The organism is Micromonospora sp. SH-82, from assembly GCF_051132485.1.
In the GTDB taxonomy this organism is placed as follows: Bacteria; Actinomycetota; Actinomycetes; order Mycobacteriales; family Micromonosporaceae; genus Micromonospora.
Window position 1 is genome coordinate 943,043 of sequence record NZ_CP148049.1, and the last position, 24,461, is coordinate 967,503.

The window sequence follows — 24,461 nt, forward strand, 5'->3', positions numbered from 1 at the left end:
CAGGTAGAACGCCGAGGAGTGGTCACGATCCGCTCCTTTCCGGGAAGGACTTCGGTGTCGCAGATGAACCGCAGGCGAGCCCTGCAACTGCTGGCCGGGATCGGCGCCGTCGGGTTGGTGGGCGGGTGCGGCTCGGACGACGAGGACAGCACCACGTCTACCGGGGCACCGATCAAGATCGGTCTCATTGCCCCCACAACCGGTGCACTCAAGCCCATTGGCACCGAAATCGTCAACGGCTTCCAGCTCTTCCTCGACCGCAACGCGGGACAACTGGGCGGTCGACCCGTCGAGCTCGTCGTCGCCGACGAGGGTGAGGACGCCCGCAGCGGTCAGGCGGCTGTCGACAACCTGCTCAAGCAGGGGGTCCTCGCCCTCACCGGAGTGGTGAACCCGGCGGTCATGATCGCCATCCGGGACGCCGTCGAAGAGGCCAGGGTGCCGCTGATCGGCTCCAACGCCTCGCCCGCCAGCCTCCAGAGCGTCGTCTACATCTGGCGGACGTCGTACGTGCTCAACGAGCCCGGGGAGGCGATGGGGGCGTACCTGGGACAGGAGCTGCCCGCCAATGCCAGGGTCGCCATCCTCGCCCCGGAGAACGCCGGCAGCCGGGACGTGATCGCCGGTTTCCGCAACGGCTTCGGCCCCGACGACCAACGGATCGCCGGTGAGGTGGTCTTCACCGACGACACCGTCCAACCGGGCAACTCCACGTACGTCGCCGACATCCAGCAGGCGTTGGCCCGCAACCCCACCGCCGTCTTCTGCTTCTACTCCGGCCAGGCCGCCGTCCAGTTCGTCAAACAGCTACGCCGGACCGGCTACCGGGGGCCGATCTACGCGCCCGGGTTCCTGACCGAGGGCGCAGTGCTCGGTGAACTCCGCGAGCAGGAGGCGACCGGGATCTCCACCGCCCTCAACTACTCGGCCGACCTGAACAACACCGCCAACCGGCAGTTCGCCTCCGACTACCGCAAGAGCTTCAACGACTCGCCGACGACCTACGCGATGGCGTCGTACGACGCCGCCCAGGTGCTCGAAGCCGCCATCCGACTGGCCGGGGACGAACCCAGCCCGCAGGAGGTCAACCTGGCGCTGGGCCGCATCGGCCAGATCGACAGTCCGCGCGGCGCGTGGCAGTTCAACCAGTCGCGTACCCCGCAGCAGCGGTGGTACCTGCGGAGCGTCCAGCGCGACGGTCAGCTCCTCTCCAACGTGCTGATCAACGAACTGGTCACCCTGGGCTGACACCGGCCCACGACTGACGCCCGGCCGTCGTCGCCCCGGCCTCTCCGGCAGCGCCAGGAGGCCGGGGCGGCGGGTCAGGGCAGCGGCCTGGGCAGCGCCGGTAGCCGGGGCGGCGGGTCAGGGGCGGAGTTCGGCGACGCAGCACTTCACGCTGCCGCCGCCCTTCTTCAGCTCGGCCAGGTCCACCGGGACCGGGTGGTAACCGGCGTCGCGCAGCTTCCCGGCCAGCCCGGTCGCCTCGGCGTTGAGCACCACGTTGCGCCCGTCGCCGACCAGGTTCAGGCCGAACGACATCGCGTCGTCGCCGTCGGCGAGGACGGCGTCCGGGAAGAGCTGGGCGAGGACCCGTCGACTGGCGGCCGAGAAGGCCCCGGGGAAGTAGACGACGTTGGTGTCGTCCAGCGCGGCGAGCGCCACGTCCAGGTGGTAGAAGCGCGGGTCGATCAGGTGCAGCGACACCACCGGCCGCCCCACCGCCTCCTGCACCTCGGCGTGCGCCGCCAGGGCGGTGCGGAAGCCGTACCCGGCGAGGACCAGGCCGCCGTAAGCCTGCGGCAGGTAGGCGAGGTCACCCTCGCCCTCGTTGGTCTCCACCGGCGCGACGAACCGCCAGCCCCGGTCGGTGTAGAAGGCCCGGTGCGCCGCCGCCTCGGCGGCCCGCTGGTCGTGCTTGAACCGGGCACCGTAGGCGGTGCCGTCGACGGTGAAGGCCCCGTTCGCGGCGTAGACCATGTCGGGCAGGCCCGGCTCGGGATCGAGCAGGTGCACCTCGTGTCCGAGGCCGGTCAGGGCATCCCGCAGCCCCTCCCACTGTTTGACCGCCAGTTCCCGGTCGACGGGGGCGGTCGGGTCCATCCACGGGTTGATCGCGTACTCGACAGCGAAGTGCTGAGGCGAGCACATGAGGTATATCCGCTTTTGCGCGACTCGCTGCTGCTTCACGATTACCAAGCGTAGGTAGCGTAAAACTTTAGCAACAGCCGCGAACATTGCTTGCCCAAGGCGGAACGTTGCAGATAGATGACGTTGACCAGCGAATCATTGCGTTGCTCGTCGCAGACGCGCGCGCGTCGTACGCGGACATCGGTGCCCGGGTGTCACTCTCCGCGCCGGCGGTCAAGCGCCGGGTGGACCGATTGCGATCGACCGGGGTGATCCGGGGGTTCACCGCCGTGGTCGACCCGGCCGCGGTGGGCTGGACCACCGAGGCCTTCGTCGAGTTGTTCTGCGCCGGACGGACCACCCCCGCCCAGATCCGGATCGCCACCCGTCGGCACCCCGAGGTGGTGGGGGCCTACACCGTCTCGGGGGAGGCCGACGCCCTGGTCCACCTGCGGGCCGCCGACATCTCCCACCTGGAGGAGGCGCTGGAACGACTCCGGGCGGAACCCTTCGTCACCTCCACCCGGAGCACCATCGTGCTCTCCCGGCTCGTCGAGTCCCCCGGCGTCGGCCCGGCCTGACCGTGACCGACGCTCAGAGGTACATGCCGGTCCGGTGGTCCGGGTCGCCTTCGGCGTCCCGACGGCCCGGCTTGTCCCCCTCGCCGAAGAACCGCTTCCCACCGAACTCACCGTGCAGGCGGTCGTCGAGTTCGTCGGCGAGACCGGTCATCACCTGCACGGCCAACATCAGATGGGTGGCCTGGAAGTTCCGGCCGAAGACCGGGATGGAGGCCCACACGGTGTCGTCGGCGCAGTAGAGCCGGCCGATCGGCATCCGGTTGGTCAACTCGGAGAGCCTGACGTACAGCCGCTCGGTCGGCTCGACCTCGGTCAGGACCGGAGAGAAGACGTCGACCAGCGGCGGGTTGTCCCGTACCCGGACGAAGACCATCGCCGAACCCGCCCGGATGTTGATGTCCCCGTCGGAGTCGATCTGCAACAGGTCGGACTTGGACTTCAACATCGTCGAGACGACGGTGCGGACCCGCTCGTCGAGGGTGTCCACGTCGTTGTCGGCGCTCTGACCGGCCGCCGCCGCCAGCGCCTCGTCAAGGTCGGCCTCGACGTCCCGGTCCGGGCCGAACTCGCTGCGCGCCGTACCCAGGGGTTCCACGGCGATCGGCTCCCCCTGGGCGTCGTGCACCAGGTAGACCAGGAAGGCCGGGTGCGGGGCGCCGTAGACGTCGCGCAGCGTCCGGGCGAGCAGCGCGGCGAGCCTGCTCCCCTCCGCCGTCGTACCCTCCAGGCCGAAGTCCTCACCCGAACCCTCGACCACCCCGGGCGGGGACCAGCCGAGCGCGATCATGTCCGCCACCGCCGCCCGGTCCATGCGGTACCCCTGCGGGAGGGTGGCGTTGCCGACGGCCCGCGCCGAGACCCGCCCCTCGGCCACCACGTCGACGCTGATCGAGTAGACGGCGTCACCGGTGCCGGAGGCGGTCGGGTCGAGGGTCAGCTCGATGTGCGTACCGGTGGGCAGGTCCCGCAGTCGCCCGGCGAGCGCCCGGGCGAACTCCTGCCAGGCCTGGGTCACCTTGGCCCGCAGGTCGGCCGTGGTCGGCGCGTCCAGCAGGATCGGCTCGTGGTGCTCCGGCGGGGGGTCGCCGGTCGGGTCAGCCGGCGCCGAGGGGTGGTCTGCCGTCATGATCGCCTCCGTCCGTCAAGGTCACCCTACCCACGGCACGGGGCGGGCGAATCAGTCGCGACCGGGATCGGACACCGGCCCGTCAGGGCCGCCGCCTCCACCCATCTCGACCGGCCAGGAACCGGCCAGTTCGGTCAGTCGGGCCGCGACCGTCGCCGGATCCGCCCCCCGACCCACAGCGACCCCCATCAGGTACGCGCTGACCGGCGCCCCCGGACGCAACACCTGGTGCGCCACGTCCCGGGCCAGATCCAGTACGACGGGCACCGGCACCTGCGTCGGGTCCAGACCCAGTTCTGTGCAGGCCGCCACGACCCACTCGTCCATCACCGTCATCGCACCCACTCCTCGGCCCGGCGTACGTCGTCGTCAGTGTCACAGTCGAACCACGGCGGTGGCCCCGCACCGGACCAGGGCAGCTCGGTGACGCTCAGGCCAGCCAGGAGGGTACGCATCGACGCCCCGACGAGCCCGTCCGCGCGCCCGTCGGCCACCGCAGTCAGGGCGGTCCGCACCGACGACACCCGCCACACCCCGCAGAGGGGTTGCCGACGTCCGTCGTCGTCGACGAAGCAGACGCCGTCGGCCGTACCCTCGGTCAACTCCCGCCGCAGCGCCGACACCGCCTCCCCGGTGAGCAGCGGCAGGTCGGCGGCGAGCAGGGCGACGACGGGGACCTCGGGGCCGATCAGCACCAACCCGGCCGCGACAGCGGCCACCGGGCCTGCCCCCGGGGGTTCCTCCCGGGTGGTCCGCACCCCCACCGGGTACGCCTCGACGGGCTCGGGGCCGACGAGCACCCGGGGCTCGGCGTCCGCCACGGCGTCGAGGACCCGGTCCCGCATCGGGCGGCCCCCCACCGGGACCCCCGGCTTGTCCGCCCCGCCCATCCGGCGGGCCGCCCCACCGGCCAGCACCACCGCCGCGTACCGGGTCGGAGGTGCGGCCCGATCGGTGGTCACCGGCGACCGTCCCGGTCTGGAGTCATCCGGTCACGGTAGCGGCACCCAGGCCGTCACGGGATCCGTCGGGCAGGATGGCGCCATGGGACGTGCCACCGACCGCCGCCCGATCCTGCGGATCGACCTCGACACCCCGCCCGACCGCCGGTCGGTACGCCGACCGGACAGCCTCTCCGTCGAGGAGCCGCTGGAGATCCGGGTCGGTCCGGCGGGACCTGGTCGGCGTCGCCCCCTCGCGGTGACGATGCGGACCCCCGGCGACGACCTCGACCTGGCGGTCGGGTTCCTGCTCACCGAGGGGCTGATCCGGTCGGCCGACGACGTCCTCACCGCGCAACTCTGCGCCGGGGCGGAGACGCCGAACACGTACAACGTGGTGGACGTGGTGCTGGCCCCGGGCGTGCCCGAGCCGACCACCGACCCGACCCGGAACTTCTACACCACCAGCTCGTGCGGGGTCTGCGGGAAGGCGAGCATCGACTCGGTGCGTACCCGGTCGCTGTTCACCGTGACCGACGACCCGGTCACCGTCGCGGCCGAGGTCCTGGCCGACCTGCCGGACCGGCTACGCGCCGCGCAGCGGGCCTTCGCACGCACCGGAGGTCTGCACGCGGCCGGGCTGTTCACCGCCGACGGTGATCCGGTGGTGCTACGGGAAGACGTCGGCCGGCACAACGCGGTGGACAAGGTCGTCGGCTGGGCGGTCCGCGAACGGCGGCTGCCGCTCGCCGGGCACCTCCTGCTGGTCTCGGGGCGGGCCAGCTTCGAGCTGACCCAGAAGGCGTGGATGGCCGGGGTGCCGCTGCTCGCGGCGGTCTCCGCCCCCAGCAGTCTCGCCGTCGACCTGGCCGACGAGGCCGGGATCACCCTCGTCGGGTTCCTCCGGGACCGGAGCATGAACGTCTACACCCACCCCGGGCGGATCACCGTCGACGTCACCAGTTGAGCAGGTCGAACAGGTCGAGTCGGAAGGCGGCGTCCCGGGCGAGGAGGAACCCCGCGATGCCGAGTACCCAACCCAGCGCGCCGCCGGCCTTCTCGGTGATCCACCTGTTCAACCGGGCCAACAGGGGCTCGACCGGCCCCGGGAGGGCGACCCGCGCCACCAGCAGCACCACCGCCGGCAGGACCATGACCAGGCAGTACGCGCCGAGGAGCGCCACCGTCGTGGCACCGGGCAGCTCCGCGGTGGTCAGCAGACCCACCGCCGCGAGGTACGGCAACATCGTCGCCACCTCGGCCAGCGCGGCCAGCAGCGCCAACCCGATCAGCCACCGGACCGAGGAGTCGCCACCGGTGGCCCGGTCACGCCACCGCAGCACCCCGCCGCCCTTGCGGTTGCGCTTGCCGTCGTACCTGAAGCTCAGGGCGAACAGTGCCACCCCCAGGACCAGTTGCGCCCAGATCACCGGTCGGCTGTCGAACGTCCCGTCGAGCGCGGCGACGATCCGGGTCCCGCCGACGGCGAGCAACACCCCGACGGCGAAGTAGAACACGGTGATGGTGCCCAGGTAGGCCAGGATCCTGCCGACCCGGACCCGCCCGGGCGACATCAGCAACCAGATCGGGATGAACAGGGTGCCGATGCTGGTGCTGTCGACGAGCGCGAGCCCGAGAAGCGACAGGAGTAGTCCGGTGCTCATCGGGCACCGTCCGGGGCAGGAACCATGAGTTCAGTCTCGACGGGCTCTCGCCCCGCCGAATCGTCACCGGCGACGATCCCGGCGTACCTCCTTCGACCGACCCAGGCCCCAGCGCCGGTCCTGAGGCTCAGGCCCGACGGCAAGTGCTGGGCGCTCAGGTCGGGGGCCGGTGCTGGGGCTCAGGCCCGACGGCCGAGGGCTCAGGTCCGAGGGCTGGTGGCGGGATTCAGGCCCCACGGCCGAGGGCTCAGGTCCGACGGCAGGTGGCGGGATTCAGGCCCGGGGGCCGGGGTCACGGCGACGGGGTCGGCGGTGCCGGGCGCGTACCACCGCGTCGGTCTTGGCATCGGACCTGGCGTCGGCGTCGGCGGCCACCGTGCCCGGCCAGCCGTCCAGCCGGGACGGGGGTGTGCCCCGGCGGAGCAGGTCGTCCAGGAACAGCGCGAGCGAGTAGTCCGGATGCTCGGCCAAGGCGCGTTCCAGGGTGACGGCGGCGAGCGCGCCCTGTCCCGCCCGCCAGGCGGCGAAGGCGAGCAGGCTCGCCGGGGCGGCGCTCAGCTCCGGATCGACCCGGCGCAGGACGTCCGACCAGAGCGCGATGTCCTCGTCCCGCCCGTCGGTCCGTTCCCAGGCATGGTCACGGACCGGCAGGTGGACCAGGAGCAGGCTGAGCCACGCCACCTCGTCGTCGGTCAGGTGTCCGCCGCGACGGTGGCGACGCAGCGTGTCACGTACCGCCTTCCTCCCGGCCGCGTCGAGCGCCTCCCGCTCCACCTCGGCGAGCCCCGGATCGGTCTGCCCCACCGGCTCCGCCTCGACCGGGGACGCCTCGTCGAGCAGTCTCTGGAGCCGCTGTCCGGCCCGGTCCGTGGCGTCCCGCATCGCCGTCCGGGCCGACCCCGTCACCGGTGCCACCTGAGCGCTCAACGCCGCCCGGTCGGGGAGGGCCACCTGCCCGGCGTAGATCGCCGCGACGCTGACCTCACTCGACATGGGGTCGTACGCGGTGCCCTCCGGTGGGCAGCAGCCGGGACTGGTGCACAGGTAGGACCAGTACCGGCCGTCGGTCACCCGCAGGGCGTCGATCAGCACCAGGTCGGTGTCGTCGAGCGCGGCCCGGACCGCGTCGATGCTCGGCGTCACCCTGGTCGGCGGACCGTAGCCCACGAGCGTCGTCGCTTCGGCGTCCTGCCGCCCGAGGACCTCGACCAGGTGTCGGGCCGGCAGACCCGGGTCGGTGCCCACCTCGGGCAGGTCGGCCCGGGCGGCGAAGACGATCCGCTGGCCCCGGAACGCGATCACCACCACGCTGTCGACGGGGTGGAATCCGAGCAGGTACGGCACGGCGGCGATCAGGTCCCCGGGGGACCGGACGGCGAGCCGTAGTCGATCGATCTGCGTCATGACGGCAGCCTGCTCGGCGACGGCGTCTCCCGTGGGGGCCTGTGGACGACACGCGACTCATCCACATGACGCAGAGTATTCCCCCTGGTCAGCGAGTTGCTTTCCCGAGTGCAACGAACACACGCGCGAGCCTGGGCGTCAGTTCGCAACGGTGGGGGGACGGGCGACGCCTTGCCCGACGAACATCACGCCCATGATCGTTTGCACTCCACATGCTTCTTCCTCGGCGTGTCGAGCACCCCAACCGCAAACGATCACGTTCATCAGCGCCTCGGGCACGAGCCGGGTGCGGACAGGCGGGGACCCTGGTCAGGCGTCGACGACGGGGTGTAGTTACGTTGCGCTGATGGACCTGGCCTACCTGCGGGCGCATCCGACCCAGTTGCCGACCTTCCTGGCGCACCAGCGGATCCGGGAGACGCCGGTCACCGGCGGCAGCATCTGCGCGGCCTCACGGCTGACCCTGGACGACGGCCACTCGATCCTGACGAAGTCGTGGCCGCAGCGGTCCGGGGAGCCGACGCCGGAGGGCTTCTTCGCCGCCGAGGCGGCCGGGCTGCACTGGCTGGGCGAGGCGGAGGCGGTCCCGGTGCCGGAGGTCCTGGTGGCCCTCCCGGATCTGCTGGCACTCGCCTGGGTGGAGACCGGCGAGCCGACTCCGGAGGCGGCCGAACGGTTCGGTCGGGATCTGGCTCGGCTGCACCGGGCCGGCGCGCCGGCGTTCGGTGCCCGGTGGTCGGGCTACATCGGGGCACTGCCGCAGGACAACACCGAGCAGGACGGCCCCTGGTCGACCTGGTTCGCAGGTCGCAGACTCGATCCGTACCTGCGACTGTCTGTGGCGAACGGCGCCCTCACCTCGACGGAGACCGCGCTGGTCGAGGCGGTGATCGAGCGGATCGGTGAGTTCGGTGGGGACGAACCGCCCGCCCGGATCCACGGCGACCTGTGGCCGGGGAACCTGCTCTGGGGGGCCGACGGTCGGGTCTGGTTGATCGACCCGGCGGCGCACGGCGGTCACCGGGAGACGGATCTGGCCCAGTTGGCGCTCTTCGGCGGGGCTGCCCACGGCGATCGCATCATGGGTGCGTACCAGGACGAATGGCCCCTGGCGGCGGGGTGGCGGGCGCGGGTCCCGCTGCACCAGCTGCACCTGCTCCTCGTGCACACCGCACTGTTCGGTGCCGAGTACCGAGCGGCCGTGGCCGCCGCCGCGCGGGCCGCCCTGAGCGCGGGCCGCCCCTGAGCGCGAGCCGCCGTGGCGCTGGCCGCCCCTGAGCGCAGGCCGCCGTCGCGCGGGCCGCCCTGAGCGCGGGGCGCCTGAGCGATGCCGGACGCGCTACCGTCGACCGGTGACCCCTGTCGCGCCATCCGCCGAGGGCCTCGTCGACCGGTACGGCCGGGTCGCCCGGGGCCTGCGGGTCTCGTTGACCGACAAGTGCAACCTGCGGTGCACCTACTGCATGCCCGCCGAAGGTCTGCCCTGGCTCGCCGGACCGGACCTGCTGACCGACGCCGAGATCGTCCGGCTGGTCCGGGTCGCAGTGGGTCGGCTCGGGGTGACCGAGGTCCGGTTCACCGGAGGGGAGCCGCTGATCCGTCCCGGCCTGGCCGGGATCGTGGCCGAGGTCGCCGCGCTGCGTCCCCGGCCCCGGATCTGCCTGACCACCAACGGCATCGGGTTGGACCGGGTCGCGTCGGGGCTGCGGGCGGCGGGGGTCGACCGGGTGAACGTCTCCCTGGACACCCTCGACCCGGAGCGCTTCCGGCAGCTCACCCGCCGGTCGCAGCTCGACGCCGTCCTGGCCGGGCTGGCCGGAGCCGCGTCGGCCGGGCTCACCCCCGTCAAGATCAATACTGTGTTGATGCGGGGGGTCAACGACGACGAGGCCCCCGCCCTGCTCCGGTTCGCTCTCGACCACGGCTACCAGCTGCGGTTCATCGAGCAGATGCCGCTCGACGCCCAGCACGGCTGGGACCGGAGCCGGATGGTCACCGCCGAGGAGATCCTCGCCGCCCTCGCCACCACGTTCGACCTCAGCCCCGACCCCGCCGTACGCGGTGCCGCCCCCGCCGAGACCTGGCTGGTCGACGGCGGCCCGGCCCGGGTGGGTGTGATCGCCAGCGTGACCCAGGCGTTCTGCGGAGACTGCGACCGGACCCGGCTGACCGCCGACGGGCAGGTCCGGTCCTGCCTGTTCGCCACCGAGGAGTCGGACCTGCGGGGCGCGCTGCGGGCCGGGGCGGACGACGACGAGTTGGCCCGGCGCTGGCGGGCGGCGATGTGGGGCAAGCGGGCCGGACACGGCATCGACGACCCCACCTTCCTCCAGCCGGCCCGGCCGATGTCAGCGATCGGAGGGTGACGGTGCAGCAGGTCACCGTCAGGTACTTCGCCGGGGCTCGGGCCGCCGCCGGGGTGTCCGAGGAGTCCGCATCCGCCGGGCGCTCGCTGGACGAACTCACCGCAGAACTGGTGCAGCGGCACGGCGAGCGTCTCGCCGCCGTACTGCGGGTGGCGAGTTTCCTGGTCGACGGGACGGCCTGTCATGATCGTCGTACCCCGCTGCCGGCCGGGGTGACGATCGACGTACTGCCCCCCTTCGCGGGCGGCTGAGGGAGGCTCCGTTGTTATCGGTCCTCGGGTTCGTGGGAACCCTTGCGCTGATCACCGGTCTGATCCACTACTACCTGTGGCGGCGGCTGGTCCGGGACACCACCCGGCCCGGCCGGTGGCGGCGGATCGGCGCGGTCGCCGCCCTGGTCCTGGGGCTGCTGGTGCCGGCGACCCTGATCGGCACCAGGGCGGGTCTCTACTGGCTCGCCTGGCCCGGATACCTCTGGCTCGCGGTCATGTTCTACCTGCTGGTGCTCCTGCTGCTGCTGGAGGTGCCCCTGTTGGTCGCCCGGGTGGTACTGCGCCGCCGCGAGAACCGGGTCGCTCCGTCCCCCGCCCCCGCCACCCCGGCCCTGGTGGGTGCCGCAACCACGGACCACCCGGGCACCGACGCGTCCGGAGCGGCCGACGCGGCGGACCAGACCAGGTCCGCACCGACGGCGGACCAGACCGGGTCCGTACCGACGGCGGACCGGCCGGAGGGTGCTGCGACGGCGGCCCCGGCGACCGGGGACACCGGCACCGACGGGTCGACGGAGCAGGCGGGTGGCGATCCCGCCCCGCAGCCCGACCACGACCCGGGACGACGGCTCCTGCTGGCCCGGAGTGCGGCCATCTTCGCCGGACTCACCGCCGTCGGCATCACCGGGTACGGCGTCCGTACCGCCCTCGGCCCGCTGCACCTGGACCGGGTCCAGATCCCGTTGGCGAAGCTGCCCCGGAGCATGGACGGGCTGCGGATCGCCACCGTCGCCGACGTCCACCTCGGCCCGTTGCGGGGGCGGGTGCACACCGAGCGGATGGTCGCCGCGATCAACCGGCTGAACGCCGACGTGGTCGCCGTCGTCGGTGACCTGGTCGACGGCACTGTCGCCGAGCTGGGCGAGGACGCCGCCCCGCTGCGCGACATCCAGTCCCGGCACGGCAACTTCTTCGTCACCGGCAACCACGAGTACTACTCCGGGGTGGAGGAGTGGGTGGAGGAGGTGGACCGGCTGGGTCTGCGGGTGTTGCAGAACCAGCGGGAGGAGATCCGCGCCGGGGGCGGCGTACTCGACCTGGCCGGGGTGAACGACGTCAGCGCCGCCGGAACCGGGGTGGCCGCGCCCGCCGACTTCGGCGCAGCGCTGGGTGACCGGGATCCGAGCCGCCCGGTGGTGCTCCTGGCGCACCAGCCGGTCGCCGCGTTCGAGGCCGCGAAGTTCGGCGTCGACCTGCAACTGTCCGGGCACACCCACGGCGGGCAGATCGTCCCCTTCAACCTGGCGGTCCGGTTGGAGCAGCCGGTGGTCTCCGGCCTGGGCGAGGTGGACGGCACCAAGGTCTACGTGACCAACGGGGCCGGTTTCTGGGGTCCTCCGGTCCGGGTCGGCGCTCCGCCGCAGATCACCCTGGTGGAGCTGCGATCCGTCTGAATTGGCGGTTTTGTCGACGGCCGTCCCGGGGGTCGGCCAGCTGACGGGGGATCGCGGAGGTCACGAGTGTGCGTGGCGGCGGGTGGGTACGTGAGCGGGCGTGACAGGATGCGGCGTGCCCCCGTTCAGTTCCGTACCCTCCGGTGGCCCTCCGTCCTTCGTCGCTGACCTGCACATCCACTCCCGGTACTCCCGCGCGTGCAGTAGGGACCTGACCCTGCCGAACCTCGGCTGGTGGGCCCGGCGCAAGGGCATCGGCGTCCTCGGCACCGGTGACTTCACCCACCCCGCCTGGTACGACCACCTGCGGGAGACACTGCACCCGGCGGAGCCGGGAATGTACCGGCTCTCCCCCGAGGCGGAACGGGACATCGCCCGGCGGCTGCCGCCCCGGTTGGCCGACGGGGCCGACGCCGATCCGGTCCGGTTCATGCTCAGCGTGGAGATCTCCACGATCTACAAGCGGGACGACCGGACCCGGAAGGTCCACCACCTGATCTACCTGCCCGATCTCGACGCGGCGGCCCGGTTCAACACCGCCCTGGGCCGGATCGGCAACATCGCCTCCGACGGTCGGCCGATCCTCGGTCTGGACTCGCGCGACCTGCTGGAGATCACCCTGGAGGCGAGCCCGGACGGGTTCCTCGTCCCGGCGCACATCTGGACCCCCTGGTTCTCCGCGCTGGGGTCGAAGTCCGGGTTCGACGCCATCGCCGACTGCTACGCCGACCTGGCCGGGCACATCTTCGCCGTGGAGACCGGGCTCTCGTCCGACCCGGAGATGAACTGGCGGGTGGGGAGCCTCGACGGTTACCAGCTCGTCTCGAACTCCGACGCCCACTCCCCGCCCGCCCTGGGGCGGGAGGCGACGGTCCTGGCCGGTGCCCGGGACTACTTCTCGATCCGGGAGACGCTGCGCACCGGCGACGGGCTCGTGGGCACCGTCGAGTTCTTCCCGGAGGAGGGGAAGTACCACGCCGACGGGCACCGTGTCTGCGGGGTGAACTGGTCACCGGAGCAGACCCGGGCCGCCGGGGGGTGCTGCCCGGAGTGCGGCAGGCCGCTCACAGTGGGGGTGCTCAGCCGGATCGAGGAGTTGGCCGACCGGCCCGTGGGGCACCGTCGCGCCGACGCGCCGACGGTCACCCACCTCATTCCGCTGGCCGAGATCCTCGGCGAACTCAACTCGGTCGGGCCGAAGTCGAAGAAGGTGGGAGGCAAGCTCAACGAGTTGGTCGCCGCTCTCGGCTCGGAGCTGGAGATCCTCACCTCCGTGCCGCTCGACGAGATCGACCGGGTGGGCGGGGAGCTGCTCGCCGAGGGGATCCGTCGGCTCCGCCGGGGCGAGGTCCGCCGGGTGCCCGGGTTCGACGGCGAGTACGGGGTGATCACCCTGTTCGACCCGGCGGAGTTGGGTTCCCGAGGGGCCGCCGGACAGGCGGAGACGTTGTTCGACGTACCCGTTCCGGCGCAGCGGCGCGCCCCCGCCTCGACGGCGAAGCCGAAGACCCGGCGTACGACGGTGCCGAAGGCCGAACCGAAGCGCAAGGCCGTCGTGGCCCCGCCACTGCCGCCGCTGGCCCCGCCGCCGTCGCCGCACGAACCGTTCGAGCCGATGCTCTCCGGGATGGAGGAGGTCGGGACCGGCCTGCTGGACCGGTTGGACGCGATGCAGCGGGTGGCCGCCTCCGCCCCGGGTGGGCCGCTGTTGATCGTCGCCGGTCCGGGGACCGGCAAGACCCGGACCCTGACGCACCGGATCGCGTACCTCTGCGCCGAGCTGAACGTGTTCCCGGAGCGCTGCCTGGCGATCACCTTCACCCGGCGGGCCGCCGAGGAGCTGCGGCACCGGCTCGACGGGCTGCTCGGTCCGGTCGCCGAGGACGTCACAGTCGGCACGTTCCACTCGCTGGGCCTGACCGTCCTGCGGGAGAACGCCGCGGCGGCCGGGCTCGCGCCGGACTTCCGGATCGCCGACGACGCCGACCGGGACGAGGCCCGGGCCGAGGCCGGTACCGACGACGCGGCGTACACGGCACTGCTGCGCAAACGGGACCTCGTCGACCTCGACGAGCTGCTGACCCTGCCGGTGGCTCTGCTCACCGCCGACCGCAAGCTCAAGCAGCGGTACCGCGACCGATGGCAGTGGATCTTCGTCGACGAGTACCAGGACGTCGACGCGGTGCAGTACGACCTGCTGCGGCTGCTCAGCCCCGCCGACGGCAACCTGTGCGCGATCGGCGACCCGGACCAGGCGATCTACTCCTTCCGGGGCGCCGACGTCGGCTACTTCCTGCGCTTCTCCGAGGACTTCATCGACGCCCGGCTGGTCCGGTTGAACCGCAACTACCGGTCGTCGGCCCCGATCCTCGCGGCGGCGGTGCAGGCCATCGCCCCGTCGTCGCTGGTCCGGGGACGTCGGCTCGACCCGGCCCGGCTCGACCCGGAGGCCCCCCTGGTCGGCCGGTACGCCGCCGCCTCGGTCGCCGACGAGGCGGACTTCCTGGTGCGGACCATCGACGAACTGGTCGGCGGGTTGTCCCACAGGTCCCTGGACTCGGGGCGGATCGACGGCCGGGCCACCACAGTGTCGTTCAGCGACATCGCTGTGCTGTACCGGACCGACGCCCAGGCCGCCCCCATCGTGGACGCCCTCTCCCGGGGCAACATCCCGGTGCAGAAGCGGTCGCACGACCGGCTTCGGGACCGCCCGGGAGTGGGCGCGATCGCCCGGGAACTGCGCCACACCGGCGGGGTCGACGGTTCGGTGACCGCCCGGGTGCGGCTGGCCGCCCAAGTGCTCGCCGACCGGTTCTCGGTGCCGACCCTGGACGGCTCCGGGGCGGTCCGCCCCGCCGACGTCCGGGCCGCCGTGGACCTGCTCGCCCCGCTGGCCCGACGGTGCGGCGACGACCTTCCGGCGTTCCTGTCCCACCTGGCCACCGGGGCCGAGGTGGACGCCCTGGACCCCCGCGCCGAGGCGGTCACCCTGCTCACGCTGCACGCCGCGAAGGGGCTGGAGTTCCCGGTGGTGTTCCTGGTCGGGGCCGAGGACGGGCTGCTGCCGATGCGGTGGCCCGGTTCGACGCCCGACGACGCGGCGATCGCCGAGGAGCGGCGGCTGTTCTTCGTCGGTCTCACCCGCGCCCAGGACCGGCTCTACGTCACGCACGCCGCCCGCCGGGCCCGACACGGGCCGGAACGCGACTGTTCCCCCACCCCGTACCTCGACCCGATCGACCCGGGGCTGTTCGAGCGGTTCGGCGAGAGCGAGCCCCGGCGTCCCCGGGACCGGCAGCTCCGGTTGATCTGAGCAGGCCCCCGCCCTGGTCGAGGTGGTCTCACCCGACCAGGGCGGCGAGCCAGGCACCTGTCAGCAGGGCCGGTCCGAGGGGTAGCGCGGTGTGTCGGCGTACCCGTCCGGCGGCCAGCAGGGCGAGCACCACGAGGCCGTTGAGCACGACGGGCAGGACCAGGCCGAGCAGCACCACCGGCAGACCCGACCAGCCCAGCGGCAGACCCAGCACCGTACCGAGCTTGACGTCGCCGAAGCCGAGTCGGGAGCCCGGCGACAGGGCCAGCACCAGGTAGAACAGTGCGGACCCGGCCGCCCCGGCGAAGGCGGTGACCAGCCGGTCGGGGGCTCCGGTGAGCAGGGCCGCACCGGTCAGGCCGACCACGGCGAGCACTCCGGCCGCCCCCACCAGCGGGTCCGGAAGCCGCAGGCAGTCCAGGTCCACAGCGCCGAGGACCAGCCCGACGGCGGCCACCGCCAGCAGCGCGGGCAGCCCCGGGTCGTCGGGGCGGGCGGCCGCCAGCCCACCGAGGGCGACCGCGCCGAGCAGCACAGTGGATCCGACCGGCGGTCCGAGTCGCCGCCCGCAGTGGGTGCACCGGTGCCGGAGCCACCCGGGGAGTCCGCGCGGCAGCGGCTCGTCGCACCGACGACACCCTGTCCGGTACGCCGTCGCGGCGTCCACCGCCAGCCGATGGGTGACCCCGGGGACCGCCGCACCGGCCAGCGCCCCGGCGACGGCACCGACCACGGCGACGACGGGCACGTCGACGGACATGGACGTCGATGCTATCCACCGTCGACCCGGCGCGCGGCCCCGAACCGGTGGGCAGTCCCGACCTGGCGAATCGTCGGCCCCGGCACGCATCGAAGTCGTGACCCTGCGGAACGTGAGCTGATCATCGTGTCGCGCTACCGTGACCCGGTCGGGTCGCTCAGCGCAGGTCGGCCCCTTCTCCACCGGGAGGCGTCATGGCGTACCACAGGCCACCGGGTAGCGGCAGTCCCGACGCGTGGTCCGACCCCGACCCTCGGCCCGACCACGACCACGACCGGGGGTACGCCCCCACGGACGAGCGGCCACCGGCGGGCGGGTCGGCGTACTCGGTGCTGCCGTTTCCGCTCGAAGGACCCGGCGTCGACCCGGAACCCCCACCCCGTCGACAGTGGCGGATCCGACTGCTCGCGATCGCTGTGGCCTTCACCGTCGTCGCACTCGCCGGTGGCGGCGCCGTCCTCCTGCTGAAACGGTCGGCCGAGGAGCCGGTCGCCGACGCCACCCCGCCGCCGGCCGCCGGGGCGGACCTGCCCGAACCGGGAACCCCGTCGCCGGGTGCCGCCCCGGAGTCGTCGGCCGATCCCCGGTTCGCGGAGGTGGGGCAGTGTGTCCGCAACGACGGCATGGTCGACGGGCAGCCGAAACTGTTGATCACCGAGTGCGCCCCGAAGACGTACGAGGTGTTGCGCCGGTTCGACGAGGCGACCAGCGGTGGGCGGGACGCCGAGGCCAAGTGCGCCGGGGTCGAGGGGTACACCAACTGGTACTTCTACGACAGCGACCTGGACACCCTGGACTTCGTCCTCTGCCTCAAGCTCCGCTGACTGTGCCGCCCCGACCGCGCCGCCCCGACGGAGCTGCGCCGACCGGCGGGGTCCCGACGGAGCTGCGCCGACCGGCGGGGTCCGGGTCGTCGGTAGCCGAATCTAGGCGGGTCTGCCACGAGGGCTAGAAACCCCTAGACACCTGTCGAGACGTCGCCCGCCCCGACACGCCGTACCCACCTCTACGGGAATCTATCGTCGCAGCTAGACGGGCCGATACTGTGCGAGTCGTGGATCCGGTCCGCAACCCGTACGCCCCCGGGGCGGGGCAGCGTCCGCCCGAGCTGGCCGGGCGTGGGCGCGAGCTGGACGTGTTCGACGTCGTCCTGGAACGGATCGCCAGGGGGCGACCGGAACGCAGTCTGATGCTCACCGGGTTGCGTGGCGTCGGCAAGACGGTGCTGCTCAACACGCTGCGGTCGCAGGCGATCGGACGGCTCTGGGGCAGCGGCAAGATCGAGGCCCGGCCGGACCAGTCGTTGCGCCGACCGGTCGCCGCCGCCCTGCACATGGCGGTCCGCGAGTTGGCACCCCGACACCGGGCACCGGAGCGCATCGACGCCTTCCTCGGTGTCCTGAAGGCCTTCGCCCAACGGGCCGCCCCGACCGGCCGGGGTGGCACCCCGCCGAAGGTGCGGGACCGGTGGCAGCCCGGCATCGACGTACCGGCCAGCAGCGGGCGGGGCGACTCCGGGGACATCGAGATCGACCTGGTCGAACTCCTCACCGACGCGGCGGCGGTGGCCGGTGACGTCGGCACCGGGATCGCCGTCTTCATCGACGAGATGCAGGACCTGGGGGCGGAGGACGTCTCGGCGCTCTGCGCGGCCTGCCACGAGCTGTCCCAGCTCGGTGCGCCGCTGATCGTGGTCGGGGCCGGTCTGCCCCACCTCCCGGCGGTGCTCAGCGCCGCGAAGTCGTACTCCGAGCGGCTGTTCCGGTACCAGCGGATCGACCGCCTGGACCGGCTCGCCGCCGACCAGGCACTCTGCGCCCCCGCCGACCGGGAGCAGGTCGAGTACGAGCAGAAGGCCCTCGACCTGCTCTACGAGTTCTCCGGCGGGTACCCGTACTTCGTCCAGGCGTACGGGAAGGCGACCTGGGACCACGCGCCGCGTTCCCCGATCACCGACGCCGACGTCCGGGTGGCCGCCCCTGAGGCGGAGGCGGAGTTGGCTGTGGGGTTCTTCGGCTCCCGGTTCGAGCGGGCCACCCCCGCGGAACGGGAGTACATGCGGGCGATGGCCACCCTCTCCGGGGTGGCGGAGGGCGTGGAGGGCGTCCGGGACGACATGGACGCGGCGGTGCCCACCGCCGAGATCGCCAGGTCCCTGGGGCGCAGACCGGCCAGCCTGTCACCGGCCCGGGACGCCCTGATCAAGAAGGGACTGATCTACTCGGGCGAGCGAGGCACCGTCGCCTTCACCGTCCCGCACTTCGGCCGCTACCTGCGCACCCAGCCGTCCTGACCCCTCCGGCCGGGGTCAGACCTTGGCCCAGGGAGCGGGGTAGAGGACCTCGCCCTGTGGCGGCGGCTGCTCACCGCTGACCGACGGGGGCAGGATCAGCGCCTGCCACGGCTCCCCCAGCCCGGACCAGGGGCCGGTCAGTCCGGCCCGGTCGGCCGACTCGAAACCGAAGCGCCGGTAGAAGGCGGGGGCACCGAGCACCACCACGAGCCGTTCGCCCAGCTCGGTCGCGCCGTCCAGGGCGGCCTGCACCACCGCCGTACCGTGTCCGGTCCGTTGCCGGTGAGGTGCCACCGCGACCGGGCCGAGGGCCAGTGCCGGGACGAAGCGGTGGCCGGTACGGACCCGGACCCTGCTGAGCAGGGCGTAGCCGACCACCTCACCGCCGTACTCGACGACCATCGCCAGTTCGGGGATCCAGGATTCGCCGCCGCGTAGCTCGTCGACGAGTCGCACCTCGGGTGGGACGGTCACGTCGGGACGGGCGAACGCGGCGGCCAGTACCCGCCGGACCGGGCCGGCGTCTGCCGGACCCTCCGGTCGGAGCCGCAGGCTGGTCACGCCGCGAGGTTACTCCCTGAGCGATCCATCACTGACGATCGACACGGCGTGGCGCGACGGGGGTTCCGACCGGGTGCCGCGGAAGCCGCCGCCGGGCATCCGGGTCGGGCCGACACCACTGCGGTACGGGTCCGCAATCGGCGGTTGCCGGGATAGCCGACGCCCCGACGGGGTATGACTGGTCCATGAAACCCGTGCGCTCCCTCGCCCGAGTCATGTTGAGCGGCATCTTCGTGGTCAGCGGTGCCCGTGGCCTGCAGAACCCGGGGCAGCTCGCGTCGACGGCGAAGCCGGTGACCGACCGGCTCGCCCCGTTGATCGAGAACACGATGCCCGGTGTCCCCACCGACACCGAGTCCCTGGTCCGGATCAACTCGGCGGTCCAACTCGGTGCCGGTCTGATGTTGGCGACCGGCCGGTTCTCCCGTCCGGCGGCGCTCCTGCTCGCCGGGACCCTCCTGCCGACGACAGCGGCCGGTCATCCCTTCTGGAGCAACGACGACCCGGCCACCCGCACCAGCAACCAGGTCCACTTCATGAAGAACCTCGGGCTGCTCGGTGGCCTGCTGCTGGCGGCGGCGGACACCGAGGGCCGTCCGGGGCTGCGGTGGCGGGCCGGTCACCGGGTCGGACACTCACGTCGGTCGGTGCGACGGGCCGTCCGTACCGCCCGGCGGGAAGCCCGGATCGCTGTCCGCTCGGCGGCCACGGCACGCCGGATCCCGGGCTGACCCCGGTCCCCACCGGACCACCAGCCCGCCCGGCCACCCCCTCTGACCTGCACGTCGGTGACCCCTCCCCGGCCGCATCCCCCAGAAGTTCCACCAATCACCTGAACCATCTTTAAGGCGTTAACGTGCAAGAAACGTCGCAAACAGGTGTGGGATCGGACACGGTCATATAACGCGGGAGGCAAAGACGTGCGGCACCGTTCTAGGCTCCGTACCGGACCTGGACGGACAACGAGATTTTGGTACGGGGGTGGCCACGCCATGCCGGCGACCGTCGGGAGACGGGCGGGCCGCTTCGCCCAAGTCCAGCGGCTGATCCGACGGATCGACCGACGGACTGTTGTCCGACTCGGAGTGGTGGCCGCCGTGGCGTACGCCGCGTGGCTGGCCGTCGGGCTCTTCGGGCGGCCCTACAACTTCTTCGACATGCGGATCTACCACGGTGCAGTGGTGTGGTGGGCCAGCGGTCGTGAGCTGTACGAGTTCATCTCGCCCGGTACCACGTTGGGCTTCACCTATCCGCCCTTCGCCGGTCTGCTGATGCTGCCGATGGCCTACCTCTCCGTGGGGGTGGCCGGGCTGCTCAACGCGGTGGCCAGCATCGCCGCCCTGGCGGTGGTCCTGGCCGCGCTGCTGCGTCCGATCATCGACCGGTTGGCCTGGCCGCTCTGGTTCACCGTCGGCATCGCCACCGCGCTGGCGCTGGCACTGGAACCCGCCCGCGAGACCCTCGGCTACGGACAGGTCAACCTGCTGCTGTTCGCGCTGGTCATGGGCGATCTGGTGGGTCTGCGCTGGCGGTCCCGACGCGGCACCCGGTACGACCCGACCGCCGGGCCGCTGCACCGGTTCGTGTTCAGCGGCGCCTGGGCGGGTGTCGGTATCGGCCTGGCCACCGCGATCAAGCTGACCCCGGCCCTCTTCATCGTCTATCTGGTCATCACCCGGCAGTGGCGGGTGGCGGCCACCGCCATCGGTACCACAGTCGGGGTGACCTTCGCTTCCTTCGCGATCGTCGGCGCGGAGTCCCGGTCCTACTTCGGCGGGGTCCTCTGGCAGACCGAGCGGGTCGGCGCGGCGGACATGACGCCGAACCAGTCCCTGGCCGGGCTGCTGGCCCGGCTCTACGACTCGATCGAGAGTCCCGGGCTGCTCTGGCTGGCCTTCTCGGTCCTCCTCCTCGCCGTCGGGCTGTCCCGGGCGGCCACCGCCCGCGCCGACGGCGACGAACTGACCGCCTTCACCCTGGTCGGGCTGACCGCCAACGTGATCAGCCCGATCTCCTGGACCCACCACCTGGTCTGGGTGATCCCGGCGATCATCATCCTGGCCGACGGCGCGCTGCGTCGCCGCGACGCCAGCCGGGGCCTGCCCCCACGGGTGACGAACGGACTGCCCGACGGCGGGCCGCCGGGGGTGGCCGGGCTCCGCCCGCCGATCTGGTACCCGACCCTGACCGGCCTCCGGCACGGCGTCGCAGCCCTCGGGCTCTACCTGCTCTTCCTGATCTCCCCGATCTGGCCGTACGAGCACCAACTCCCCGAGGTGTCGCACTACCACCACGGCCTGTTCGGCGTCCTCATGGAGAACTCCCTGGCGCTGGCCCTGATCGTGCTGGTCGCCGCGCTGCCGTGGCGGCCGGGGGCCGAGCCGGCCTTCTACCCCGACCGCGCCGGGCACCAGGCCGGACGCCGTACCCACCGACCGGTGGTCACCCGCTCCTGACCGCCGCCGACGGTCAGGGGCAGTTGACCCACTCCTCGGTGCCGTCGGCGAACACCTGCCGCTTCCAGATCGGCAACCGGGCCTTGACCTCGTCGACCAGCCGCGCGCAGGCGGCGAAGGCGGCGGCCCGGTGGGCGGTGCTGACCGCCGCGACCAGTGCCACGTCCCCGACGGCCAGTGGACCGATGCGGTGCGACACCGCCACCGCGTAGACGTCCGGGTCCGCGCCGATCTCGGCGGCCACCTCGCGGAGCACCTCGGCGGCGCCGGGGTGTCCCTCGTACTCCAGGGTCGACACCGCCCGGCCGTGGTCGTGGTCGCGGACCACCCCCTGGAAGGAGACCACCGCCCCGGCCCGCCGGTCGGCCACCGCGGCCTCGTGTGCGGCCAGGTCGAGGGGCTCGGTGGTCACGGTGCCGAACGGGGTCACCACGTCCGTTCCCCCGGGAGCAACGGCAGCGGTACGACCCGGACCCGGTCGCCGACCGACCCGGAGGTGCCCGGCGGGATCACCGCGAACCCGTCCGCCCCGGCCAGCCCGCGCAGCATCGCCGAGCCGACGTGCCGGACCGGGTACGCCGTCCCGGTCGCCCGGTCGAGCCGGACCAGCGCCAGATGGGTGTAGTCGCCCCGGCCGGGCACCGGCTCGGCGAGGGTGACCTGCGGCAGGACCGGCAGCTGGCGGCCCTGGAGCCCGGCCAGCAGCGGCGCGACGAGGGAGACCAGGGCGACCACCGCGGACTGCGGGTTGCCCGGCAGACCGGCGACGAAACGGACCCGCCCGTCGTCGGAGGTCACCCGGGCCAGCAGCATCGGGAACCCGGGGCGGACGGCGACGGTGTTCACGACGTGGTCCGCGCCGAGCGCCTCCAGCGCCGGATGCAGGTGGTCGACCGGCCCGTGCATGGTGCCACCGGTGGTGCAGACCAGGTCGGCGGTGCCGAGCGCGGACCGCAGTGCCGCCACGTGCGCGGGCAACGTGTCGGCGACCGGGCCGACCACGTCGGCGGCGCGCACCTGACATCCGTACCGGCGCAGCCAGGACGGCACGGACGGGCCGAGGGAGTCCCGTACCCGGCCGTCGGCGGGTGGTCCGGAGGTGAGCAGTTCGTCGCCGAACACCAGCAGCGCGGCCCGGGGTGGGCGGCGCACCTGGAGGGTGTCCTGCCCGCAGGAGGCGGCCAGCCCGATCAGTGCCGGGTCCACCGGCGTGCCCGAAGCGACCAGCTCCTCCCCGGCCCGGGCCTCCTCGCCGGGCAGCCGCCACTCCGGTCGGGGGCGGGGAACACCTGTCACCAGCCCTTCCGGGTCCCGGGCGGAGTGCTCGATCCGGACGATCGCCGTGGTGCCCTCCGGCACCATCGCCCCGGTGGCGATCTCCACCGTGGTGCCGTCGCTGGTGAGCGGGGCCGGGGTGCTGCCGGCGAGCACCCGTCCGACGACCCGCCACGGCTGTTCGCCCCGGACCGCCCACCCGTCCACGCTGGAGGTGGGGAAGGCCGGCAGGTCGGTCCGGGTGGTCAGCGGTTCGGCGAGGGTGTGTCCGTCCGCCTCGGCCAGCGGCCGGGGGGTCGACGGCAGCGCGGCGGCCAGCCCCACGGCGTAAACCCGGGAGCGGGCCTCCTCCCAGCCGGCCGGCGGCGGCTCGGCGACCGGGGCCGAAGGGGGTTGGGTGCTCACTGGACCGCCTCTCGGGGGTACGGATGGGCCGGGGCCGGACCCCCGAGCCTAGCCGCGGGAACGGTTCAGTGGTCGCCTCCGGCGAGCTGCTGCACCGTGTGGGCGAGGATCGGGGCGAGGACCGCCAGGCCGTCACGGGCCCCACCGGTCGAGCCGGGCAGGTTCACCACGAGCATCCGGCCGACCACCCCGGCGAGCCCCCGGGACAGCGCCGACGTCGGCACCCGCTCCCGGCTGTACGCCCGGATCGCCTCGGCGATGCCCGGGATCTCGTAGTCGAGCAGGGCCCGGGTCACCTCGGGGGTCCGGTCGGTCGGGGTCACTCCGGTGCCGCCGCTGGTCAGGACCACCTGCACCCCGTCGGCGAGGGCCGCCCGCAGTGCGACGCCGACGGGCTCGCCGTCGGGCACCACGACCGGCCGGTCGACCGCACACCCGAGCCGACGCAGACCGTCCACGAGCAGTGGCCCGCTGGTGTCGGCGTACACCCCGGCCGCCGCCCGGTTGGAGGCGACCACCACCCGGGCGTGGATGGGGTTCGGCGCCGTACCCGGGTCCTCCACTGTCACTGTCGGTCCGCCGGGCGGTGCCACTCGCCGGTCTTCCCGCCCGACTTGGTGAGCACCCGTACCGCGTCGACCGACGCCGCCGGGTCGACGGCCTTGACCATGTCGACGAGGGTGAGTCCGGCGACCGCCACGGCGGTCAGCGCCTCCATCTCCACCCCGGTCCGGTCCGCGGTCCGGGCGGTGGCGGTGATCTCCACGGTGTCCGGGGTGAGCTGCAGGTCGACAGTCACCTTGTGCAGGGCGATCGGGTGGCAGAGCGGGATCAGGTCGGGGGTGCGCTTGGCCCCCATGATGCCGGCGATCCGGCCGACGGCGAGCGCGTCGCCCTTGGGTAGCCCGTCCCGCCGGAGCAGGTCGATCACCTCGGGGGTGGTCCGCAGCCGGCCGGCGGCGACGGCGGTCCGGCCGGAGACCGGCTTGGCGGAGACGTCGACCATGTGGGCCGCGCCCGCCGCATCGACGTGGGTGAGCTGCGTGGGTTCGGTCACGGTCGGCAAGCCTAGCCCCTCGGTACGCACACACCTGTGCGACCCGTCCGTCACGGACGATGAACACGGGCACTAATAGTCACCACCGGTTCGCCAGTGGCGATGGTCGGTGATCGGGGTTCGATGCGTCGACACGACCCGTTGCGTGGACACTCCCCGACGTCACCGCATTGCGTCGTACCGCAGTCGGCCAATCACTCACGACGATGAGTTCCACGAGCCGAACCGGCCGTATTCAACGCTTCGACGGTAGCGTCCACGACTGATCACCTTGCGCGATCATCGCTATTCTTCCGTCACGTCGGCCACCGGGAATCGCTGGCATCACCCCTGATCAGGGGATGTTTCCGCAGGTGGAAGGCGGTTCTTGGATGCCGGTTCGAGACGGGTTGAAGTCACCGGCAAGAATGCGGTTCAGTACGTCGCCGACAGGCAATGAGAGTCGGACGTCCAGCCACCGTAC

General features: G+C 72.7%; 24 protein-coding genes. 12 read left to right on the top strand and 12 right to left on the bottom strand.

The features are described 5' to 3' along the window. Positions 1–54 precede the first annotated feature (54 nt). Positions 55–1,248, top strand: a complete 1,194-nt coding sequence (locus tag WHN02_RS04405; RefSeq protein ID WP_434742174.1) for an ABC transporter substrate-binding protein — start codon at positions 55–57, stop codon at positions 1,246–1,248. A gap of 117 nt (positions 1,249–1,365) precedes the next feature. Here the strand turns inward: WHN02_RS04405 and ddaH are convergent, their stop codons facing one another. After that, entirely contained in the window at positions 1,366–2,151 is a 786-nt protein-coding gene (ddaH, locus tag WHN02_RS04410) for a dimethylargininase (protein ID WP_434742175.1), read from the bottom strand. Positions 2,152–2,258: 107 nt separating this feature from the next. Here ddaH and WHN02_RS04415 point away from each other — a divergent pair, with 107 nt between their 5' ends. After that, on the top strand, positions 2,259–2,711 hold the full coding sequence (locus WHN02_RS04415; RefSeq protein WP_350895373.1) for an Lrp/AsnC family transcriptional regulator: 453 nt from the start codon (positions 2,259–2,261) through the stop codon (positions 2,709–2,711). A gap of 13 nt (positions 2,712–2,724) precedes the next feature. On the opposite strand, the gene WHN02_RS04420 is transcribed toward WHN02_RS04415, so the two are convergent. The 3 genes from WHN02_RS04420 to mobA are packed head-to-tail and all read right to left on the bottom strand — an operon-like array spanning position 2,725 to position 4,727. Further along, complete coding sequence (locus WHN02_RS04420) at positions 2,725–3,837, bottom strand: T3SS (YopN, CesT) and YbjN peptide-binding chaperone 1 (protein ID WP_434742176.1); 1,113 nt, start codon at positions 3,835–3,837, stop codon at positions 2,725–2,727. 51 nt (positions 3,838–3,888) lie between these two features. Then, positions 3,889–4,173, bottom strand: coding sequence for a DUF6457 domain-containing protein (locus WHN02_RS04425; protein ID WP_434742177.1), 285 nt, complete (start codon positions 4,171–4,173; stop codon positions 3,889–3,891). Continuing rightward, complete coding sequence (mobA, locus tag WHN02_RS04430; protein ID WP_434743815.1) at positions 4,170–4,727, bottom strand: molybdenum cofactor guanylyltransferase; 558 nt, start codon at positions 4,725–4,727, stop codon at positions 4,170–4,172. The genes WHN02_RS04425 and mobA overlap by 4 nt, the downstream gene beginning before the upstream one ends. A 154-nt stretch (positions 4,728–4,881) precedes the next feature. On the opposite strand from mobA, the gene fdhD reads away from it, so the two are divergent. Then, positions 4,882–5,745 (top strand): formate dehydrogenase accessory sulfurtransferase FdhD, encoded by an 864-nt coding sequence (fdhD, locus tag WHN02_RS04435; RefSeq protein ID WP_434742178.1) that lies wholly within the window; start codon positions 4,882–4,884, stop codon positions 5,743–5,745. Here the strand turns inward: fdhD and WHN02_RS04440 are convergent. Both WHN02_RS04440 and WHN02_RS04445 read right to left on the bottom strand, forming a co-directional pair. Next, entirely contained in the window at positions 5,735–6,442 is a 708-nt protein-coding gene (locus tag WHN02_RS04440) for a GAP family protein (RefSeq protein WP_434742179.1), read from the bottom strand. The two genes, fdhD and WHN02_RS04440, sit on opposite strands and share 11 nt — an antisense overlap. 273 nt (positions 6,443–6,715) lie before the next feature. Further along, the gene (locus WHN02_RS04445) at positions 6,716–7,846 is read right to left on the bottom strand and encodes a DUF4192 domain-containing protein (protein ID WP_434742180.1); all 1,131 of its coding nucleotides are present in this window, start codon (positions 7,844–7,846) and stop codon (positions 6,716–6,718) included. A gap of 346 nt (positions 7,847–8,192) precedes the next feature. Here WHN02_RS04445 and WHN02_RS04450 point away from each other — a divergent pair, with 346 nt between their 5' ends. From WHN02_RS04450 to WHN02_RS04470, 5 genes are all read left to right on the top strand, one after another. After that, positions 8,193–9,092, top strand: coding sequence for a fructosamine kinase family protein (locus WHN02_RS04450; protein WP_434742181.1), 900 nt, complete (start codon positions 8,193–8,195; stop codon positions 9,090–9,092). Positions 9,093–9,198: 106 nt separating this feature from the next. Next, positions 9,199–10,212, top strand: coding sequence for a GTP 3',8-cyclase MoaA (gene moaA, locus WHN02_RS04455; protein ID WP_434742182.1), 1,014 nt, complete (start codon positions 9,199–9,201; stop codon positions 10,210–10,212). A 2-nt stretch (positions 10,213–10,214) separates the two neighbouring features. Further along, the gene (locus tag WHN02_RS04460; RefSeq protein ID WP_434743816.1) at positions 10,215–10,463 is read left to right on the top strand and encodes a MoaD/ThiS family protein; all 249 of its coding nucleotides are present in this window, start codon (positions 10,215–10,217) and stop codon (positions 10,461–10,463) included. Positions 10,464–10,474: 11 nt separating this feature from the next. Then, a complete protein-coding gene (locus tag WHN02_RS04465) occupies positions 10,475–11,878 on the top strand; it encodes a metallophosphoesterase (protein WP_434742183.1) in 1,404 nt (467 codons plus the stop codon). A gap of 115 nt (positions 11,879–11,993) precedes the next feature. Then, on the top strand, positions 11,994–15,191 hold the full coding sequence (locus WHN02_RS04470; protein ID WP_434742184.1) for a UvrD-helicase domain-containing protein: 3,198 nt from the start codon (positions 11,994–11,996) through the stop codon (positions 15,189–15,191). Positions 15,192–15,219: 28 nt separating this feature from the next. On the opposite strand, the gene WHN02_RS04475 is transcribed toward WHN02_RS04470, so the two are convergent. Continuing rightward, positions 15,220–15,951: a prepilin peptidase gene (locus tag WHN02_RS04475; protein ID WP_434742185.1), complete on the bottom strand. Its 732-nt coding sequence runs from the start codon at positions 15,949–15,951 to the stop codon at positions 15,220–15,222. Between the two features lie 329 nt (positions 15,952–16,280). Here WHN02_RS04475 and WHN02_RS04480 point away from each other — a divergent pair, with 329 nt between their 5' ends. After that, on the top strand, positions 16,281–16,775 hold the full coding sequence (locus WHN02_RS04480; RefSeq protein ID WP_434743817.1) for an LppU/SCO3897 family protein: 495 nt from the start codon (positions 16,281–16,283) through the stop codon (positions 16,773–16,775). A gap of 230 nt (positions 16,776–17,005) precedes the next feature. After that, on the top strand, positions 17,006–18,244 hold the full coding sequence (locus WHN02_RS04485; protein ID WP_434742186.1) for an ATP-binding protein: 1,239 nt from the start codon (positions 17,006–17,008) through the stop codon (positions 18,242–18,244). Positions 18,245–18,259: 15 nt separating this feature from the next. Here WHN02_RS04485 and WHN02_RS04490 read toward each other — a convergent pair whose 3' ends face one another. Beyond that, positions 18,260–18,805, bottom strand: a complete 546-nt coding sequence (locus WHN02_RS04490; protein ID WP_434742187.1) for a GNAT family N-acetyltransferase — start codon at positions 18,803–18,805, stop codon at positions 18,260–18,262. A gap of 185 nt (positions 18,806–18,990) precedes the next feature. Between WHN02_RS04490 and WHN02_RS04495 the strand changes: the two genes are divergently transcribed. Both WHN02_RS04495 and WHN02_RS04500 read left to right on the top strand, forming a co-directional pair. Continuing rightward, positions 18,991–19,536 carry a DoxX family membrane protein gene (locus WHN02_RS04495; protein WP_434742188.1) on the top strand — a complete coding sequence of 182 codons (546 nt, stop codon included), beginning with the start codon at positions 18,991–18,993 and terminating at the stop codon, positions 19,534–19,536. 261 nt (positions 19,537–19,797) lie between these two features. Next, positions 19,798–21,261: a glycosyltransferase 87 family protein gene (locus WHN02_RS04500; RefSeq protein WP_434742189.1), complete on the top strand. Its 1,464-nt coding sequence runs from the start codon at positions 19,798–19,800 to the stop codon at positions 21,259–21,261. 13 nt (positions 21,262–21,274) lie between these two features. Here the strand turns inward: WHN02_RS04500 and WHN02_RS04505 are convergent, their stop codons facing one another. From WHN02_RS04505 to moaC, 4 genes are all read right to left on the bottom strand, one after another. Further along, entirely contained in the window at positions 21,275–21,694 is a 420-nt protein-coding gene (locus tag WHN02_RS04505; protein ID WP_434742190.1) for a molybdenum cofactor biosynthesis protein MoaE, read from the bottom strand. Beyond that, entirely contained in the window at positions 21,688–22,941 is a 1,254-nt protein-coding gene (locus tag WHN02_RS04510) for a molybdopterin molybdotransferase MoeA (protein WP_434742191.1), read from the bottom strand. Before WHN02_RS04510 ends, WHN02_RS04505 begins: the two co-directional genes overlap by 7 nt. A gap of 65 nt (positions 22,942–23,006) precedes the next feature. Continuing rightward, positions 23,007–23,534 (bottom strand): MogA/MoaB family molybdenum cofactor biosynthesis protein, encoded by a 528-nt coding sequence (locus tag WHN02_RS04515; RefSeq protein ID WP_434742192.1) that lies wholly within the window; start codon positions 23,532–23,534, stop codon positions 23,007–23,009. Further along, a complete protein-coding gene (gene moaC / locus WHN02_RS04520) occupies positions 23,507–23,998 on the bottom strand; it encodes a cyclic pyranopterin monophosphate synthase MoaC (protein WP_434742193.1) in 492 nt (163 codons plus the stop codon). The genes WHN02_RS04515 and moaC overlap by 28 nt, the downstream gene beginning before the upstream one ends. Between the last annotated feature and the right edge of the window lie 463 nt (positions 23,999–24,461).